We start from the raw sequence: 13199 nt of genomic DNA, 5'->3' as shown, positions 1-13199 counted from the left end.
GTACGAGACAGCTCCCCTCGGCGCAGAAACACCCATCCAAAACCCGCACAACAGGAGTAGCCATGCCTGACTTCACGATCGACCCCCGCACCACCGCCCTCCTCAACGTCGACGTCCAGAACTGCTTCGTCGAGAACTCGCCGGTGGCCGCCAAGCATGGCCCCGACATCATCCCCCTGGTGAACGACATCGCCGAGGCCGTGCGCCGCAACGGCGGGCTCGTCGTACACACCCTGCACGTCGTCCGGCCGGACGGCAGCACGACGGGAGTGATGGGCGAGTTCAACGCCGCAATCAAGGCGGGGCTGCTCTTCAAGGGCAACCCCGCCGCGGAGTTGCACAAGGACGTGGTCGTCGCCCCTGCGGACGTGATCATGGACAAGCCGCGCTACGGGGCCTTCTACGGGACCGAACTCGACGTCATCCTCAAGAACCGCGGCATCGAGACCGTCATCGTCACCGGCATCACCACGAATGTCTGCTGCGAGACCACCGCCCGCGAGGCCAACATGCGAGACCTCCAGGTCCTGTTCGCGAGCGACGCGACGGCGACCTTCGACCTCCCCGAGGTCACCGCCGAGCAGATCCAGCAGTCCGTCTGCGCGACGCTGGCCATGGCGTTCGCGCAGGTCGCGACCGCCGCGACGATCGTCGACAAGCTCAGCCTTCAGAGGAGCGCTGTTTCTGTCTGATCCCGACGGCGGCCGGTGTGACGTGGTACGAGAGGGATGCTCAGCCGTGTCACATCGGTCGCCCGGCGAAGTGCCAGCAGAAGAACGGAGCCGAGCATCACCACCAGCCCCGCGATATCGCGTCCTCACCGTTCCGGCGCCCTGATGGCGGGCACGATCTTCCTGGTCGCCGCGAACCTGCGCCCGGCCATCACATCCTTCGGACCGGTCGTCGGCCTCATCGCCCGCCATACCGGCCTCTCCGCCGCCGAACTCGGTGTGCTCGGCGCGCTGCCGCTGCTGGCCTTCGCCGCGGTCTCCCCCTTCGTACACATCCTGAGCCGCCGGGTCGGCGCGGAACGGGCCGTCCTCCAGGCCCTGCTGGCGCTGATCGCCGGAACCGCCCTGCGGTCCTGGCCGGGCTCCGGGCTCCACCTGTGGATCGGCACCGCGCTCGTCGGAGTGGGCATCGCGGTCTGCAACGTCCTGGTCCCGACCTTCGTCAAACGGGAGTTCGAGCACAACATCGCCTCGATGACAGGGGCGTACACCACCGTGATGAGCGGTTTCGCCGCCCTGGGGTCCGGCCTCGCGATGCCCATCGCGACAGCGGCGGGCTGGCCGGCCGCCCTCGGTGTGTGGGCCGTTCCCGCTGTCATCGCCGCAGCGCTCTGGGCCACCCGATTCCGTGATCCGGCCCCGTCCGCTCCCGCCGCTCCCGCCGCACCGGACTCGCAGGGCCTCGCGTCCCGTCCCTCAGGCGCCATGTGGACATCGCCCGTCGCCTGGCAGGTGGCTCTGTTCATGGGCGCGCAGTCCACCACGTTCTACCTCCTCGTCACCTGGCTGCCGTCGATCGAGACGAGCGTCGACGTGCCGGCTGTCGCGGCCGGCTGGCACCTGTTCTCGTTCCAGGGCTGCGGCATCCTCGCCGGTCTGGGAGTGACCGCGTTCATGCGCCGCCGCGCCGATCTGCGGCTCATCGGCGCCGGAACCGGCCTGCTGATGGCCACCTCGATGCTCGGACTCCTGGCCGAGCCCCGGTTGGCCCTGCTCTGGGTCATCCTGTCCGGCCTCAGTTCCGGCAGCGCCCTGGTCGTCGCGCTCACCCTGGTGGGCCTGCGCGCTCGCACCGCCGCCGACACCAGTCGGCTGTCCGGGATGGCACAGGGGGCGGGCTATCTGCTCGCGGCGACCGGGCCCAGCGGCGCCGGGCTGCTCTCCCAGGCCACAGGTCGCTGGACCCCGGTGGTCCTGGCCGTCGTGACCGTCGCCCTCGCCCAGAGTGTGATCGCGGTTTTCGCCGGACGTCCGCGATTCACACACCCTGAGGCACGTCACGGCAGTGTCCCTCGTCCTCCGCGGGCGTCCACCGATGCCACGTAGCGGCCCGACGGGCCGCTCGCTGTAAGGGGTCCGAGGCTTGGCGGGCACCACCGGCTCACTGCCGCCGACGACCGCAGAATCGTCGTCGATCATCAAGAGCCCACGATCCCGCAAGGCACCGGCCGAGTGCCAGTCACTCGACACCCAGGTTCCAGGGCCTACAGCCGAAAGGCCATCTACTCAGGCCAGGAACGCGAATCTGCCCAGTGTGCCAACTCACCAGGCCGCCGGGTCTCTTCCGGGACAACTGACCATGGCGAAGCTGGCTGTTTCAGAGCACCCACCCACGATGGTCACTCAGCGTGCGATGGACAGCGGTGGCCTTCGTATCACCGCTGCCCATAGCGGAGGCGCTCCCTGGGGAGAATCTGGGGGGTACCGCGGCCGCTGGGGAGCGCGTGGGGAGGATCGGCGACGTAAACCGACACGAACCTGATAGGCGCTGAAAGATCCACCTACGCAGGCCAGAGACACAGTCGACCACGCCTCCGCAGGTCAAGGCCGCATGGTGGACGACTTGACGACGTAGGTGCCGAGGTCGTCGGCCTCGACGATTCCGGGGACGGAACCGCCGGAGCGCAGGGGGGCGACGTAGCGGGTTGCCGTGACCTCTCTCAGCATGTCCTCGGGCCACCTCACTCTTCAGCCCTTCCGGCCCTTCGGCTCGAAGTGAGCATAGTAAGCGAGGGTGATCACCGGCGAGGAGTGCCCCGATTGTCGTCGACGGCCTCGTGTCCGCCGCCGCCTTGATTGCGTATCCGTCGAATGTTTCGTCCGCCCGGTGCCGACCGCCCCACCATGGGGCGCGAAGCGGACGGCCGTTCGCTTCGCGGAGCGCAACCAGGACACGGAGGACAGTTATGCCCTTACCCCGAACACATCTGATCCCCAGAAAGCTGGCGGGACTCGTCGCGGGGGCGGGTCTGGTGCTCACCATGTGGCTGGGCGCGGCACCCGCGCAGGCGGCGCAGGCGGCGGACTCGGCTTCCCCGGCGGTCAGTTCCACCGCACAGCACGCTCAGGCGAGCGCGCTCGCGAACTCGCCGGGGATCTCGCCGGCCGCCGAGCGCGTCCGGTACGTGTCCGGCAGCAGCTACGACTGCCCGTACGAGCGGCTGTGCGTCCGCGTGTACGACCCGACCGTCGGCTCGTACAAGGTGTTCGACCTGTATGCCTGCCACACCTACTCGCTGTCCTACTGGAACGGCACCGACGGCGGCTTCTTCAACAACCAGACCACCGGCACGGTGGCCCGGTTCTACAACCAGAGCGGCGGAGTCGTCTACAGCTCGACCGCGTACGGCATCGCCCCCGCGGGGTGGGACTGGGGCCCGATCTGGAAGATCAAGAACTGCTGACCCACACACCGCACCGCACAACGCACCACACAGCGCCCGCCGCACGGCCGCACACCGGCCCGCGGCGGGCGCTCCCGTGCCCCCTCACACTCCTCAATTCCCGTTCAGCAGTGCCTCCCCCAGCCCGGTGCGCCGGTGCAGCATCCGGTGCCCGTCCCGGAACGAGCCGACCAGACCCGCCTCCCGCAGCACGGTGGCGTGGCGGCTGGCGTTGGCCGGTGAGAGGTGGAGCGCGGCCGCGATGCCGCTGGTGGACATCGGGCGGCCGAGCAGTTCCAGCACGCGGGCCCGGGTGGGGCCCAGCAGCCGGTGCAGGCCGGATGCGCCGCCGGGCTCGGCCACCGCGAGGCAGCCCGGCGCGCGCGGTAGCGGATACACCAGTACGGGAGGGAGTTCGCGGGCGGTGAGGGCGACGGGCCGCCGGACGCAGAAGAAGGACGGGATCAGGGTCAGCGGGCGGCCGTTCAGCTCCAGGCCCCGGTCGAAGGGGTAGCCGCATTCGAGCCGGCCGTCCCGCCAGGACAGCAGGTCCGGCTGGTAGCTGCCCAGCAGCCCTTCCGCCCCCGCCGCCAGCGCCGATTCGGCGCGCCTGGCCAGGTCCGCGTCGACGGCCCGGTCGATGACCGTCCGGTACGGCGCCACGGCCACCGCGTGATACGCGCGCACCGCCCGCCCCAGCCGGTGCAGTGCCTCGCTCCCGCCCTCCGCGAGCCGTCGGGCGCCCGAGGGCATCGGCCGGTCCGGGTAGAGCCGGGCGAGTTCGTACCGCAGGCGTCTGCGGGGTGTGGAGAGCACCGCGTCCAGTCCGGTGTCCGGGTCGGGGTTGCCGATGCCGGGGGTGAGGAAGTCCGGGAAGTAGGAGGCGCACGGGTTCACCTCGATCAGCGCCCGGGTCGTCCGGATCAGCCCCGCTCGCGCGAGATCCTCGCGCACCTGTCTGCGCCAGGGGTCGAAGACCAGGGCCGCGTGCCGGTTCTGGAGCAGGTGGAGGCTGAGGACCACCTCCCACATGAAGTCGCTGCCCGCCGCCACCCGCAGCCGGCTGAGGTCGTCCGTGCCGAAGCCGATACGCAGCATGTCCCCACGCTCCCCGTGGTACGTCCGCCCCCAGGACATACCGTTGGGGCAGACGGGCAGGCGAGGACGGACGGTTCCGGAGGCGGCAGGAGTTGTCCGAATAGCTGCGGCCTCAAGTCCCCTGCGCCCAGGCCTACTTCTTGTCTTCGGGCGACCGTCGATCCCCGCGAACGCACCGGACGCGGGCGAACTTCTCCGGCTCCTCGAAGGACGGTTCCCGTCACCTCGCCGGCGGGTTCACCAGCGGGTTCGGCAACGGCAGATAGCGGGCGTCCGCGCCGTCCGCGCCGGTCCAGCGCAGCAGCAGGTTCGTCTTGCCGGGCAGGGTGGGTGAGGCGAGGAGTTCGGCGACCTCGGGGAGGTCGTGCCGGGCGAGTTCGGCGCGAACCGAAGGCCACGGGTCCAGCTCCGGGTGGCGCTCGGCGAGGGCTCCGGCGATCTCGACGAGGTTGTTGACGACCAGGCAGTACACCAGCCGCTCCCACCCGGCGCCCCAGTCCACGTCCGTCAGCAGTTTCACGCCCTCCGCGTCCCGGTACAGCGCCTGCGCGGGCATCCCGTCCGCGTCGACGGCGACCAGCGTGTTCTGCAGATGCGCTTCGAGTACGACGCCGTGGTCCGCGAACGCCGTGAGCGCGGGCGGTACGACCTGGCGCAGATACGCCTCCCACCAGGCCGCCGGGTCGGCCGTACCGTCGAGCGGGTCGCCCGCGAAGCCCTCGACCAGGCCCGCGGCGAGCAGCGGGGTCGTGCCGGGCAGGAGGTGGTCGCGCAGACCGTCGCGGACCAGGACGGCGAGTTCCTCGAAGGCGAAGTCGGCGGTGCGGTAGCCGCGGTCGCTCAGCCAGGCCGCGGGGCCGGCCATCGCGGCGAAGGCGTCCCGGACGGCCGTGTCGGTGCGCTGGAGTTTCAGCAGGTCGTGGCGCCAGAGTCGGCGTACGTCATTGGTGATGCGCACATCGAGGCTGAACTTCAGGAACAGATCCTCAACGGGGTCGTACACCGTGCGGATCGCGGCCGTCGGCCACACCTCCGCCCCGGTCGTGCCGAGCCGGATCAACCGGCCGTCGGCGAAGGCGTCCGCGAGGCCGGTGCCGACGAGGTCCAGCTGCCAGGGGTGCGCGGGCAGCAGCCGATAACCGGGCGGTGCCTCCCCGAAGGCGTCCAGCGCCGAGACGTCCCCCTCCTCGACCACCGCGTCCTCGCGCAGCCCGAGCAGCACCAGCGGGAAACGGGCGTACGCCTCCGGGGCGTAGGGCAGCCAGCCCGCGACGGGGCCGCCGCCGCGGGCCTTGGGCGCGGGATGGTAGGGATGGCCGGTGATCAAGGACTGTTCGGAGCGGAGATACGGGTCGTCCGGCGCCGTCGCCCCCTCGCGCGCGGTGAGCAGCGCGGCGACCGCGTCGCGGCTGTCGGTCATCTCGGCGGGCAGCTCGTGGTTGGACACCCCGGTGTGCCGGGTCAGTTCCTCGGCGACGAGTTTCACGAGTTCGGTGTGGTCGACGCGCCGCCAGTCGCCGTCCGCGTACACCTCGGGCTCGGCGGGCCGCCGCTCGCCGCGCACCCGTAGGAGCCGGCCGCTGCCCGGCAGCCGGTACACGGGTCGCTCCCCCGGGTCCGGGAGCGGCTGGGCCACTTCCCGGAGCAGACAGTTGAGCAGGGGCGCGGCCGCGTACGCGTCGGCGCGCTCCGCCACGTCGTCGCCCGGGGGTGTGAAGTCGACGCGATCCATACGTTCCCTCAGTCCGTGTCCTGCGATCGCGATCAGTATGTCTCTCGTCGCACAGTGTCCCGCCGCCCCGTCTCTCGCCCCTCCGCCTTTCCCCGCTCCGTCTCTCGTCGTCACCGACCATGACGCCCCGTCCGCACCCGAGGAGTCGACCGTGGACCGTACCCCGCTTCCCGAGGCCGAGGTCGCCGAGGAACTCGCCGCCGTACGGCCCGACCTCGTGCAACGGTACGCGGCCGAACTCCCCGGCGCCCGTGCGGCGGTGCTCACCCGGCTGTGGCGGGCGCTGGCCTTCGAACCGCTGCCGTGGATCGTCGACAGGGCGCCCGGCCCGGTCCTACGGCTCTCCGACGGCCGACGGCTGCGCGGGCCGCGCGGGGACCCGTACGCGACCGACGCCTACGTCACCGTCGTCCACCTCGACGACCTCGCCCACGACGATCCGGCGCGCCTGATGACCGACCTCGCCGTGCCGCACGGGACTGCGTTCGCGGCCGAACTCGGGCACAGCGTCGCCTCGTTGGCGCTGTCGCGGGCCAACCAGCCTGCCCGCTCTGAGGGTTGGCCGGTGCACGACTGGGAGTGGGAGCAGCGGATCGTCGACGGGCATCCCTTCCACCCCAACTGCCGCTCCCGGCCCGGGTTCTCGGTGGCCGAGCAGCTCGCGTACGGCCCCGAGCACCGGCCCGTGGTGGCGCTCGGGTCGGTGCCGGTGCGAGCGGAGGAGTGCCTGCTGACCGGGGTGTGGCCGGACGAACTGCGGGACGCCGGACGGCTGTTGATCCCGGTGCACCCGTGGCAGGCGGCCCATGTGCTGAAGCGGACGGGGGACGCCCCGGTCGGCGCGCATCCGCTGATGTCCCTGCGCACCCTCGCCCTGCCGACCGGATCGCACATCAAGACCGCGCTGAGCGCCCGGCTGACCTCCTCGGTACGGGACATCTCCGTCTACTCGATCGGGCTGTCGGCGACGTTGTCGGCGTTCGGGGAGACACTGGCGGCGCGCTCGGACGGCCTGTTGCACGTCACCCGCACGCTGGGCGCGGCCACCGCCGACTCCCCCGATCTCGCCGCCGTGTTGCGCGAGTCGCCGCAGACGTACGCGGACACGGAAGCGGGCGAGCGGGTCCTGCCGGTGGCCGCCCTCGCGGTCACCGACCTGCCCCGATCGCCCGCCTGGCTGGCCGAGTTCACGCGTCTCGCCCTCGTCGTCTGTCTGCGGCTGCTGGAGTCCGGTGTGGCCCTGGAGGCGCACGGTCAGAACCTGCTGGTGGTGCTGGACCGGACGGGTGCCCCCGTGCGCCTGGTCTACCGCGATCTCGCCGACATTCGCGTCAGCCCCAAGCGCCTTGCGGAGCAAGGCATTCCGATCCCCGAACTGAGCGGACGCATCGTCACCGACGACGAAGTCACCCTCCGCCGCAAGCTGTTCGGATCTCTCGTCGCGGGAGCACTCGCGGGTACGGCGGGTTCCGGTACGGCGCTCAGGGCGACGCTGGCCGCCGTCGTACCGGATCTGCCGCGGACGCCCGACCTCCTGGCGCTGCTCGAACAGCCGCTGCCGGCCAAGGCGTTGACGCTGATGCGGCTGTCGCCGGAGCTGCCCGGGGACCAGTGGACCGGGCTGCCGAACCCGCTCGTTTTGGAGCCCGGTCCATCTGATCAATAGGATCCGGCGATGATCACAAGACAACGGCTGGCGGCGGGGATCTGTGCCCTGCTCGCCACCCTCACGGCCGGGGTCGCCTTCCCTGCCGGAGCGGTCGCCGACGAGACGGACTCCACGGCCTCCCCCAAGGTCGAACTCGTGCTGGACGTCAGCGGATCCATGAGCGCCAAGGACATGGACGGCGGCTCACGGATGGCAGCGGCGAAGCAGGCGTTCAACGAGGTGCTCGACGCCACACCCGAGGAAGTGCAGCTCGGCATCCGCACGTTGGGCGCCAACTACCACGGCAACGACCGCAAGACGGGCTGCAAGGACACCGCGCAGCTCTACCCGGTGGGCACCCTGAACCGCACCGAGGCCAAGACCGCGGTCGCGACGCTCCAGCCCACCGGCTGGACCCCGATCGGTCCCGCGCTGCTGAAGGCGGCGGACGACCTCGACGGCGGTGACGGCACCCGCCGTATCGTCCTGATCAGCGACGGCGAGGACACCTGCCAGCCGCTGGACCCGTGCGAGGTGGCCCGCGAGATCGCGGCCAAGGGCATCGGCCTGACCATCGACACGCTGGGCCTGGTGCCGGACGCCAAGACCCGCGACCAGCTCAGCTGCATCGCGGACGCGACCGGCGGCACGTACACCTCCGTGCAGCACAAGGAGGAACTCTCCGACCGCGTGGGCCAGTTGGTGGACCGCGCCGCCGACCCGGTGGTGACCCCGGTCGCCACCGAGGGCACCGCCCAATGCACCAGCGCCCCGACCCTCAAGTCCGGTCTGTACACGGACCGCGAGGAGTTCGGCAAGCAGCGCTTCTACCGCGTGGACGTCAACCCCGGCCAGGAGCTGCGCGCTTCGGTGAGCGTGGGCGCCGACCGTGAAGTCAACCCGGACTACGGGGTGTTGCTGCGGGCGGTCACCGTGCACGGCCGCGAGATCGTGCGCGGCGAGGGCACGGGCAACGGCCGTACGGACGTCGTCTCCACCGGGCTGCGCTACCCGAAGGCGGAGAGCGACGACGACAACGCCCCGGCGGAGACCGTGTGTCTCCAGGTCACCAACTCCTTCTCGGCGGCCTCCGGGGTGAAGACCACCCCCGGTCTGCCTCTCGAACTCACCGTGGACGTCGTGGACGGGCCGAGCAAGGCGAGCGACGTGGCCTCCTTCGGCCTCGGCCGGGGCTGGTGGCTCCTCGCGGCCCTCGTGCTGACCGGCTTCGTCGCGGGTCTGCTCTGGGGCTGGCTGTCCCGCTGGCGTCTCGCGGTCTGGAGGACCAACTGATGCGGATCACACGTGTGTTGAGCACGGCCCTGCTGCTGGCAGGACTGGCGGCGACGCCCGCGGTGGCGGACTCCTCCCCCTCCGCGAGCCCCTCCGACGACAGTTCAGCACCCACCCAGGCGGGCACTTCGTTCCGTACGGCGACGGAGCTCGACCAGGGTCAGGCAGGCACCGCGAGCGGCTCCACGGGTGACTACCTGTACTGGTCGTTCGCCGCGGACGCCGGCCAACGCCCCACCGTCAAGGCGACGGTGAAGCTCCCGGACACGCACGCCGGGGAGACCTGGCAGCTCGACGTGTACGACGGGCTGCGGCGCCGCCAGGCCTGCCAGTACGGGGCGTCGACGCGCACCGCCGCGCAGGACGCGACCTCCCTGGACCTGGCGTGCACGCTGCGCACCGTCCGCGCCTGGTCGGAGACTTGGGCCAACGACCCGCTGCCGGGCACGTACTACGTCCGGCTCACGGTCGTGGATCTCCAGTCGTCCGACCTGGGTCTCCCGGTGAGCACCGAGGTGCGGGTGGACTCCAAGGACATCGGCGGTTCGGCGGCGGTGGACGGTTCGCTGGCGCAGCCGCTGACGCCGGGGATCGCGGCCAAGTCGGCGTCCGATGACGACAGTTCGTCGTCGACTTCGGCGGCGCTGCCCAGCATCGAGCCCGACGGCGGCTGGTCCTCCGGCTGGTGGTCCGACCGCTGGGTGTGGACGGGCCTGGGTGGCGTGCTGGCCGCGCTCGCGGGGATCGGCGGGTATGCGCTGACCCGGGGTTCGGGACGACCGAGGCGGGTCCCGCCGCCCGGCATGTAACTCCGTGACGTCTCGTCAGAAGGCCCGCACACAGCGGGCCTTCTGCCATTTCAGGCCTGACTCACGCCTCCCGCAGTGCCTTCGCCAACGTCCCGTCACCACTCACCTCGACGCGCCCGGCACGCACCGCGTCGGGAAGGCTCAACTCCCCCTGTGCGACAGCCGTACACGTGTCGACACCGAGCACGAGCCGGGCGTCGGGCTCCCGGGGCGCGGACCCTTCGCCGTAGACCGGCCCGTCCTCCTCCGCCCCCACCCACAGGTGGAACTCCCCCTCCTCCAGCCGGACTTCGACCAGCCCCTCCCCTTCCAGCGCCCGCAGCAACGGCAGCGCGAACCAGTGCGCACGCACCGCGTCGGTGGGCCGCCGCTCCCCCAACTCGGGCGCGCCCCAGGCGCCGAGGGCTTGCAGCACGGGCAGCAACTCCCGCCCCCGACCGGTGAGTTCGTAGACGAAAGCGGCACCGGGAGGCGGCAGCCGCCGCCGCGTCGTGAGCCCGTCCCGCTCCATGTCCTTCAGCCGTGAGGCGAGTACGTCCGTGCTGACACCCGGCAGATCGGCGTGCAGATCCGTGTAGCGGCGCGGGCCGGCGAGGAGTTCGCGGACGATCAGCAGGGTCCAGCGGTCGCCGACGAGGTCGAGCGCCCGGGCCGCGGAACAGTACTGGTCGTAGCTTCGGCGAGGTGACATGCGACGCAGTCTAGACATGTTGTTGGACTTTCCAAGCTCACACTTGGTAAAACCAAGCAACACACGAAGCCGATGGGGCGAGGGCGCAATGGAGTTCCGGCAGTCGAGCAAGCTCAGTGAGGTCTGTTACGAGATCCGCGGTCCGGTGATCGAGCATGCCAACGCACTGGAGGAGGCAGGCCACAGCGTCCTGCGCCTGAACACCGGCAACCCCGCGCTCTTCGGCTTCGAGGCGCCCGAGGAGATCATCCAGGACATGATCCGGATGCTCCCCCAAGCACACGGCTACACGGACTCGCGCGGCATCCTCTCCGCCCGCCGCGCGGTCGCCCAGCGCTACCAGACCCTGGGTCTGGAGGTGGACGTAGACGATGTATTCCTCGGCAACGGCGTCTCCGAGCTGGTCTCCATGGCCGTACAGGCACTGCTGGAGGACGGCGACGAAATCCTCATCCCCGCCCCGGACTTCCCGCTCTGGACGGCGGTGACAACACTCTCCGGCGGCAAGGCGGTCCACTACCTCTGCGACGAACAGGCCGACTGGTACCCGGACCTGGACGACATGGCGGCGAAGATCACCGACCGCACCAAGGCCGTCGTCATCATCAACCCGAACAATCCCACTGGCGCCGTCTACCCCAAGGAGATCATCGAGGGCATCCTCGACCTCGCCCGCCGGCACGGCCTGATGGTCTTCGCCGACGAGATCTACGACCAGATCCTCTACGACGACGCCGTGCACCACTCGGCCGCCGCGCTCGCCCCCGACCTGGTCGTCCTCACCTTCTGCGGCCTGTCGAAGACGTACCGGGTGGCCGGCTTCCGCTCGGGCTGGCTGGTGGTCACGGGCCCGAAGCAGCACGCCAAGAACTACCTGGAGGGCCTGACGATGCTGGCCTCCATGCGGCTGTGCCCGAACGCGCCCGCGCAGTACGCCATCCAGGCCGCGCTCGGCGGCCGCCAGTCCATCCGCGACCTGACCGTCCCGGGCGGGCGACTGCACGAACAGCGCAACGTGGTGTGGGAAAAGCTGAACGAGATCCCCGGGGTCTCGTGCGTGAAGCCGAAGGGCGCCCTGTACGCGTTCCCCCGTCTGGACCCCAAGGTGCACAAGATCCACGACGACGAGAAGTTCGTCCTGGACCTCCTGCTCCGGGAGAAGATCCAGGTCGTCCAAGGCACCGGCTTCAACTGGCCGACCCCCGACCACTTCCGCATCCTCACGCTGCCGTACGCGGACGACCTGGAGGCGGCGATCGGCCGGATCGGCCGGTTCTTGGGCGGGTATCGGCAGTAGCAGCCCATCAGACAGCTACGGGCGCTCCGCCCTGGGTAGCTCCTCCGCATGACCGACCGCCCCCTGCTGCTCCTCGACGTCGACGGTCCCCTCAACCCGTACGGCGCCCGGTTCCTGCGCCACCGCGGCTATGTCACCCACCGGCTGTGGCCGTCGAACTGGTCGGCCCGGCAGCCGCCGGGCTCCCGGCGGCTGCGGCGCGGGCTGCGGGTACGCCTGCACCCGGGGCACGGCGAACGAATACTGGCGCTGCCGTACGAGCCCGCCTGGGCCACCACCTGGATGCACCAGGCCAACGAGCTGATCGCGCCGGCGGTCGGGCTCCCCGGCGACCTGCCGGTGATCGAGTTCACTCAGCTGTTCGCCAAGGCCCCGGACGGCCTCTACTGGAAGACCCGCCAGATCGTGGCCTGGGCGGCCGGCCGCCCCTTCGTATGGGTCGACGACCTGATCACCGACCTGGACGTACGGCATGTCGAGGCACACCACGACGGGCCGGCTCTCCTCCTCAAGGTGGACCCGCGCAGGGGCCTACGGGAGGGCGATTTCGCGACGTTGGAGCAGTGGGCCCATAGTCTGTCGGGCCCCTAGCCTGTGAGCTATGGGCGATCTTTTCCTCGTACGGCATGGAGAGACCGAATGGTCCCGGTCGGGGCGGCACACCGGCTGGACCGATGTCCCGCTGACCGCGAAGGGGCGGGACGAAGCGCGCGGGCTGGTGCCGCTGATCCGTTCGCACCGGGTCGGCGCCGCGTTCGCCAGCCCCTTGCAGCGGGCGCGGGAGACCGCCGAGCTGATCGGGCTCACGGACGTCCGCATCGATGTGGATCTGCGGGAGTGGGACTACGGCGGCTACGAGGGCATCACGACCGTCGAGATCCAGCGCACCCGGCCGGACTGGTTCCTGTTCACCGACGGGGTCGCGCCCGGGCCGCCGGACCATCCCGGGGAGACCCCGGAGCAGGTGGGCGAGCGTGCCGACCGCGTGCTGGCCAAGGTGGACGCGGCCCTCGCCAACACCGAGGGCGTGGTCGTCCTGGTGGCACACGGCCACTTTCTACGCGTGCTCACCGCGCGGTGGCTCGGGCTGCCGGCGGCGAAGGGTGCGTTGTTCCAGCTCGCGACCGGGACGCTGGGCCGGCTGAGCACGGAGCATGGACGGCCGGTCATCGCCGCGTGGAATGTCAGACCCCCGTCGTAGCCTTCGAATGGAGCGCACATACGGGGTACCGGTGGA

12 protein-coding genes and 1 pseudogene are annotated in these 13199 nt (G+C 70.8%); 9 read left to right on the top strand and 4 right to left on the bottom strand.

Annotation, left to right across the window (positions count from 1 at the left end; all coding sequences use genetic code 11):
• Positions 1 to 62: 62 nt before the first annotated feature.
• A complete protein-coding gene (locus SPR02S_RS36425; RefSeq protein ID WP_019061952.1) occupies positions 63 to 692 on the top strand; it encodes a cysteine hydrolase family protein in 630 nt (209 codons plus the stop codon).
• Between the two features lie 144 nt (positions 693 to 836).
• Positions 837 to 2057: an MFS transporter gene (locus SPR02S_RS57170; protein WP_019061951.1), complete on the top strand. Its 1221-nt coding sequence runs from the start codon at positions 837 to 839 to the stop codon at positions 2055 to 2057.
• A 516-nt stretch (positions 2058 to 2573) separates the two neighbouring features.
• Here the strand turns inward: SPR02S_RS57170 and SPR02S_RS65825 are convergent.
• A pseudogene (locus tag SPR02S_RS65825) lies at positions 2574 to 2678 on the bottom strand (HipA family kinase); the annotation flags it as partial.
• Positions 2679 to 2917: 239 nt separating this feature from the next.
• Between SPR02S_RS65825 and SPR02S_RS59205 the strand changes: the two are divergent.
• The gene (locus SPR02S_RS59205) at positions 2918 to 3415 is read left to right on the top strand and encodes a hypothetical protein (RefSeq protein WP_020684245.1); all 498 of its coding nucleotides are present in this window, start codon (positions 2918 to 2920) and stop codon (positions 3413 to 3415) included.
• Positions 3416 to 3508: 93 nt separating this feature from the next.
• Here SPR02S_RS59205 and SPR02S_RS36405 read toward each other — a convergent pair whose 3' ends face one another.
• Positions 3509 to 4492, bottom strand: a complete 984-nt coding sequence (locus SPR02S_RS36405) for an ArsR/SmtB family transcription factor (protein WP_019061948.1) — start codon at positions 4490 to 4492, stop codon at positions 3509 to 3511.
• Positions 4493 to 4712: 220 nt separating this feature from the next.
• Positions 4713 to 6224: an IucA/IucC family protein gene (locus SPR02S_RS36400; RefSeq protein ID WP_019061947.1), complete on the bottom strand. Its 1512-nt coding sequence runs from the start codon at positions 6222 to 6224 to the stop codon at positions 4713 to 4715.
• Between the two features lie 151 nt (positions 6225 to 6375).
• Between SPR02S_RS36400 and SPR02S_RS36395 the strand changes: the two genes are divergently transcribed.
• Genes SPR02S_RS36395 through SPR02S_RS36385 form a run of 3 tightly spaced genes read left to right on the top strand, consistent with a single transcriptional unit; the run spans position 6376 to position 9974 of the window.
• Positions 6376 to 7890, top strand: coding sequence for an IucA/IucC family protein (locus tag SPR02S_RS36395; RefSeq protein WP_019061946.1), 1515 nt, complete (start codon positions 6376 to 6378; stop codon positions 7888 to 7890).
• A 9-nt stretch (positions 7891 to 7899) separates the two neighbouring features.
• Positions 7900 to 9165, top strand: a complete 1266-nt coding sequence (locus tag SPR02S_RS36390; protein WP_019061945.1) for a VWA domain-containing protein — start codon at positions 7900 to 7902, stop codon at positions 9163 to 9165.
• On the top strand, positions 9165 to 9974 hold the full coding sequence (locus tag SPR02S_RS36385; RefSeq protein ID WP_019061944.1) for a hypothetical protein: 810 nt from the start codon (positions 9165 to 9167) through the stop codon (positions 9972 to 9974). Before SPR02S_RS36390 ends, SPR02S_RS36385 begins: the two co-directional genes overlap by 1 nt.
• A gap of 61 nt (positions 9975 to 10035) precedes the next feature.
• Here SPR02S_RS36385 and SPR02S_RS36380 read toward each other — a convergent pair whose 3' ends face one another.
• Positions 10036 to 10665 carry a winged helix-turn-helix transcriptional regulator gene (locus SPR02S_RS36380; RefSeq protein ID WP_019061943.1) on the bottom strand — a complete coding sequence of 210 codons (630 nt, stop codon included), beginning with the start codon at positions 10663 to 10665 and terminating at the stop codon, positions 10036 to 10038.
• An 88-nt stretch (positions 10666 to 10753) separates the two neighbouring features.
• Between SPR02S_RS36380 and SPR02S_RS36375 the strand changes: the two genes are divergently transcribed.
• Genes SPR02S_RS36375 through SPR02S_RS36365 form a run of 3 tightly spaced genes read left to right on the top strand, consistent with a single transcriptional unit; the run spans position 10754 to position 13163 of the window.
• Complete coding sequence (locus SPR02S_RS36375) at positions 10754 to 11962, top strand: pyridoxal phosphate-dependent aminotransferase (RefSeq protein WP_019061942.1); 1209 nt, start codon at positions 10754 to 10756, stop codon at positions 11960 to 11962.
• A gap of 48 nt (positions 11963 to 12010) precedes the next feature.
• Positions 12011 to 12553, top strand: coding sequence for an HAD domain-containing protein (locus tag SPR02S_RS36370; RefSeq protein WP_019061941.1), 543 nt, complete (start codon positions 12011 to 12013; stop codon positions 12551 to 12553).
• 10 nt (positions 12554 to 12563) lie between these two features.
• Positions 12564 to 13163, top strand: coding sequence for a histidine phosphatase family protein (locus SPR02S_RS36365; RefSeq protein ID WP_019061940.1), 600 nt, complete (start codon positions 12564 to 12566; stop codon positions 13161 to 13163).
• The last annotated feature ends 36 nt before the right edge of the window (positions 13164 to 13199 follow it).

It is taken from the genome of Streptomyces prunicolor NBRC 13075, from assembly GCF_000367365.1.
GTDB classification, from domain to species: Bacteria; Actinomycetota; Actinomycetes; order Streptomycetales; family Streptomycetaceae; genus Streptomyces; species Streptomyces prunicolor.
This window is presented reverse-complemented; position numbering and strand designations above follow the sequence as displayed.

Coding starts and splice junctions, on each gene's coding strand:
- SPR02S_RS36425 (WP_019061952.1), top strand. CDS start 63: ATGCCTGACTTCACGATCGACCCCCGCACCACCGCCCTCCTCAACGTC.
- SPR02S_RS57170 (WP_019061951.1), top strand. CDS start 837: ATGGCGGGCACGATCTTCCTGGTCGCCGCGAACCTGCGCCCGGCCATC.
- SPR02S_RS59205 (WP_020684245.1), top strand. CDS start 2,918: ATGCCCTTACCCCGAACACATCTGATCCCCAGAAAGCTGGCGGGACTC.
- SPR02S_RS36405 (WP_019061948.1), bottom strand. CDS start 4,492: ATGCTGCGTATCGGCTTCGGCACGGACGACCTCAGCCGGCTGCGGGTG.
- SPR02S_RS36400 (WP_019061947.1), bottom strand. CDS start 6,224: ATGGATCGCGTCGACTTCACACCCCCGGGCGACGACGTGGCGGAGCGC.
- SPR02S_RS36390 (WP_019061945.1), top strand. CDS start 7,900: ATGATCACAAGACAACGGCTGGCGGCGGGGATCTGTGCCCTGCTCGCC.
- SPR02S_RS36385 (WP_019061944.1), top strand. CDS start 9,165: ATGCGGATCACACGTGTGTTGAGCACGGCCCTGCTGCTGGCAGGACTG.
- SPR02S_RS36380 (WP_019061943.1), bottom strand. CDS start 10,665: ATGTCACCTCGCCGAAGCTACGACCAGTACTGTTCCGCGGCCCGGGCG.
- SPR02S_RS36375 (WP_019061942.1), top strand. CDS start 10,754: ATGGAGTTCCGGCAGTCGAGCAAGCTCAGTGAGGTCTGTTACGAGATC.
- SPR02S_RS36370 (WP_019061941.1), top strand. CDS start 12,011: ATGACCGACCGCCCCCTGCTGCTCCTCGACGTCGACGGTCCCCTCAAC.
- SPR02S_RS36365 (WP_019061940.1), top strand. CDS start 12,564: ATGGGCGATCTTTTCCTCGTACGGCATGGAGAGACCGAATGGTCCCGG.